Raw genomic sequence first — 2224 nt, 5'->3', positions numbered from 1 at the left:
ATTTTATAATGCTAATTTTTATTGTGTTAATGTTCAAATGGACTGGAATGGTTGGTGCAGTGCGTGCGGAGGTTTTGAAAGTGCGAAATTTTGAATATGTTACAGCTGCAAAGGCTCTAGGGGTTAAAACGCCAAGGCTGATTTTCACTCATATTTTGCCAAATTCGCTTGTTACAACAGTTACAAAAATGCCTTTTGTGGTTAGTGCAGCAATTACAACCCTTACATCGCTTGATTTTCTAGGGTTTGGCTTGCCGGCCGAATATCCATCACTTGGTGAAATTCTCTCACAAGCTAAACAAAATCTGCAAGCCCCTTGGCTTGGAATTACTGGCTTTGTGATTGTATCTGTAATGCTTTCCCTGCTTGTGTTTACTGGTGAAGCCGCCCGCGATGCCCTCGCCCCAAACAAAGTTTTTAGAAAGTAGATTTACTTGAAATTCAAACAAAGCCCTTGCCATAAAATGCAAAATAAGGCATAATTTCTATGATGTGGCGTAAAGTATAAATTATGGAAGTTTCTCAAGAATTTAGAATAAAAATAAGTGATGGTGGCAGGCTTGTTATTCCATCTCTTTACAGAAAAATGCTAGATATAAAATCGGGTGATGAGCTGATTGCCTCAATCCAAGATGGTGAATTGCGTTTCTTCAAACAAAAAGAAGCACTAAAAAAAATACGAGAAAAGGTTAAAAGAAAAGTTAAAAATCATACCGCTGATTTTCTCACTTTTCGTAACAAAGATAGCAACTAATGAAAAAATTTGTTTTAGATGCATCTGCCTTGATTGCTAGTATTTATCAGGAAAAAGGCCATGATATTGTAGATGAGTATTTATCCTCTGCGGTAATTTCTGTGGTTAATTTAACTGAAGTTGTTGCATATCTTATCAAGCAAGAAAATAATATACAAGAAATTCAGGGTTTAATTAAAGATCTAAATCTAGAAATTATTGATTTTGATGAAGTTCAAGCCTTCAAATGTGCTGAATTAATCAAAAAAACTTCAAAGTTTGGTTTATCACTAGGTGATAGGGCGTGTATTTCGCTTGGAATATCAAAAAAATTGCCTATTTTAACCGCTGATAAAATTTGGAAAAATTTAGATTTAGAAGCAAAAATTATTTTGATAAGATGAAACAATTACCTGAAAAATACGAAGATAAAATTATTGAAAAAAAACTCCAAGATTTTTGGCTTGCAAGTGGGGTTTATAATTGGGTAGATAATTCTATCAACCATCAACCATCAACTAACAACTTCGTCATCGATACCCCGCCACCCACAATTTCGGGTAGCCTACATATGGGGCATATTTTCAGCTATACACAAACGGATTTTATCGCACGCTATAAGCGTATGCGTGGGTTTAATGTGTTCTACCCGATGGGGTTTGATGATAATGGCTTGCCAACTGAACGCCTTGTTGAGAAGGAACGCAAAACTAAAGCTCACCTTCACCCTCGCGAGAAATTTATTGAGATGTGCAATGAAGTTGTTGAAAAATATCGCGTTGAGTTTCGTGATTTATTCCGTGCGATTGCTCTTAGCGTTGATTGGAATCAGGAATATCATACAATCTCTGATGAGGTGATGAAACTTTCGCAAATGTCCTTCCTTGATTTATATAATAAAAATCAGGCATACCGTGCGCTTGAGCCAATGTTTTGGGATCCTGTAGACCAAACCGCCATCGCCCAAGCCGAAATTGAGGAGAAGGAATTAGATAGCTTTGAGAATTACATTTGGTTTGGTTTGCGTGTTAAAGAAGGCGAAAATAAAGGTAAGTTTGTAAAAATAAGGAAATCTGCCACCCACCTAACCTCCCCCCGTAAACAGGGTGAGGAACAGGGAGAAAATCTCCCCCTGCTTGCGGGGGGAGAAGGGGCGGAAGCCCCAGAGGGGGGCATTTATGATGTTACCTATTGCGATCAATCTGATCCAGAATGGTATAAGGGAATTGAGGTGATGACAACCCGCCCAGAGTTGCTTCCAGCTTGCGTTGCGTTCATGTATCACCCTGAAGATACTCGTGCAGAAATTCTCAAAAATTGCGAAGCGATAACACCTTTATTTCAAGTTATTGTTCCAACTCAAGAAGATGAAGCTGTGCAGAAAGATAAAGGCACTGGCGTTGTTATGTGCTGCACCTTCGGCGATGAACAAGATGTTAGATGGTGGAAAAAACATAAGTTAAACTTAAGAATTGTTTTAGATAAATTTGG

The 2224-nt window shown here is 38.0% G+C and carries 4 protein-coding genes; all 4 read left to right on the top strand.

Annotation, left to right across the window (positions count from 1 at the left end; translation table 11 throughout):
• Positions 1 to 428, top strand: a 428-nt coding sequence (locus SFT90_00065) for an ABC transporter permease subunit (protein MDX1948880.1), incomplete at its 5' end; no start/stop codon positions are given.
• A gap of 83 nt (positions 429 to 511) precedes the next feature.
• Positions 512 to 754, top strand: coding sequence for a hypothetical protein (locus SFT90_00060; GenBank protein ID MDX1948879.1), 243 nt, complete (start codon positions 512 to 514; stop codon positions 752 to 754).
• Entirely contained in the window at positions 754 to 1137 is a 384-nt protein-coding gene (locus SFT90_00055) for a type II toxin-antitoxin system VapC family toxin (GenBank protein ID MDX1948878.1), read from the top strand. The genes SFT90_00060 and SFT90_00055 overlap by 1 nt, the downstream gene beginning before the upstream one ends.
• A partial coding sequence (locus tag SFT90_00050; protein MDX1948877.1) for a class I tRNA ligase family protein occupies positions 1134 to 2224 on the top strand: 1091 nt, incomplete at its 3' end. The genes SFT90_00055 and SFT90_00050, both read left to right, overlap by 4 nt.

The sequence above is a fragment of the Rickettsiales bacterium genome (assembly GCA_033762595.1).
In the GTDB taxonomy this organism is placed as follows: domain Bacteria; phylum Pseudomonadota; class Alphaproteobacteria; order Rickettsiales; family UBA8987; genus JANPLD01.
The sequence above is the reverse complement of the archived record's forward strand: the minus strand, read 5'-3'. Positions and strand labels throughout refer to the sequence as shown.